Source organism: Pseudomonas sp. P5_A2_2, assembly GCF_054177685.1.
The window spans coordinates 1-1,692 of sequence record NZ_JBGCUL010000941.1; the positions used below are offsets into that span (position 1 = coordinate 1).

Here is a 1,692-nt window from a genome sequence, read left to right on the forward strand (position 1 = left end):
GTGCTGAGCAGCAACTCGGCGACGCCGATCACCGACAACAGGGTCGAGGCCTTGACGATCTCGGTCGACGAGTTGACCCAGGTCGGCAGAATCTGCCGCAGCGCCTGGGGCAACAGCACGTACCCGAGGGCCTGAAAGAACGTCAGCCCGATGGCCTTGCTCGCCTCCATCTGCCCAAGCGGCAAGGCCTGCAAGGCACCGCGCACAATCTCGGCGACATGGGAGCCGCAGAACAGCGTCAGCCCCAGCGCACCGGCCTGGAACGCACTGATCTGCCAGCCCAGCGCCGGCGCCATGTAAAAGCACGCCAGCACCAGCACGAACACGGGCGTGCCGCGAATCACATCGACATAAAAACGAAACGGTGCGCGCATCCAGAATTTGCCGTAGGTCAGCACCAGCCCGGCGACGACGCCAACCAGCGTGCCGAGCAAAATCGCCAGCACCGACACCTGGACGCTGGTCAGAAAGCCTTGCCACAGCACTTCCCGCGCCACCCACAACTCATGCAACCAACTGGGGGATTCGTACATGGGGCCTCCTATCGGCGAATCGCCAGACGCTGTTCGAGGTAACGCAGCATCATGGCAATCAGGTAACAGGCCGCCACATAAAGCGCCGTGGTCACCAGCCAGGTTTCAATCACCCGGTAGCTCTCGACATTGATCTTGCGCGCGTAATAGGTCAGCTCCGGTACCGCAATCGCCGCCGCCAGCGAGGTGTCCTTGAACAGCGAAATGAAGTTGTTCGACAGGGCCGGCAACACATTGCGCAGCATCACCGGCACGGTAACGTAGGCCTTGACCTGCCACTCGCCCAGGCCGATAGCCAGCCCGGCTTCGCGCAGGCCCTTGGGAATGCTCAGCAAACCGCCGCGGAACACTTCGGTCAGGTAGGCTCCGGCGTACAGCGACAGGGTGATGATGAACGAGGGAATCTTGTCCAGCCGGATCCCCAGACTCGGCAACGCAAAGTAGATCAACAGGATCAACACCAGGATCGGCGTGTTACGAATCACCGTGACATACACCGACGCCAGCACCCGCAATGCGCGATGCCTGGACAGCAAGGCAAACGCCATCATCAGGCCGATCACGCAGCCGATGGCGATCGACACCAGGGCCAGTTCAAGGCCCATACCGAGCCCCGCCAGCAAGGTGTCGAAATCGCGCCAGACGGCGGCAAAGTTCAACTGATAGTTCATGGTCAGCAGTACCTTGAGCGGGGCGCATATCGGCGCCCCACTCTCACGGGATCATTTGAATTCGACGGGAAAGCCAATCGCCGGCGTTGGCAGATCCACACCGAACCACTGTTTGAACGATGCCGCGTAAGTCGGGAACTCAACGCCGGTCATGGCCTCATGCAGGGTGGTGTTGACGAAATTCAACCAGTCCTGGTCGCCACGCTTGACCGCGCACGCATAGGTCTGCGGGCTCCAGGCGTAAGCCGGGCTGCGGTAGCGGCCGGCGTTCTGCACCATCAGGTACTTCACCGAAGACTGGTCGGTGGCCGCCGCGTCGGCGCGGCCGGAGTTCACCGCCTGATACATCAGGTCCACGCTGTCGTACTGATCGACCTTGGCCTTGGGCAGCGCCTGGTGCACCAGTTCTTCGGCGTAGACGTTTTGCAGCACCGCCACGGTGAGACTGTCACCGGCGGCTTTCATGTCATCGATTTCCTTGTACTTGC

2 protein-coding genes and 1 pseudogene are annotated in these 1,692 nt (G+C 61.5%); all 3 read right to left on the bottom strand.

Annotation, left to right across the window (positions count from 1 at the left end):
* Nucleotides 1–533, bottom strand: a 533-nt coding sequence (locus ACXRVY_RS27555) for an amino acid ABC transporter permease (RefSeq protein WP_458238786.1), incomplete at its 3' end; no start/stop codon positions are given.
* An 8-nt stretch (nt 534–541) separates the two neighbouring features.
* On the bottom strand, nt 542–1,204 hold the full coding sequence (locus tag ACXRVY_RS27560; RefSeq protein ID WP_108217292.1) for an amino acid ABC transporter permease: 663 nt from the start codon (nt 1,202–1,204) through the stop codon (nt 542–544).
* Nucleotides 1,205–1,255: 51 nt separating this feature from the next.
* A pseudogene (locus ACXRVY_RS27565) lies at nt 1,256–1,692 on the bottom strand (transporter substrate-binding domain-containing protein); the annotation flags it as partial.

What these genes read in the sequence shown, in the direction of transcription:
- ACXRVY_RS27560 (WP_108217292.1), bottom strand. Translation starts at nt 1,204, where the DNA reads ATGAACTATCAGTTGAACTTTGCCGCCGTCTGGCGCGATTTCGACACC.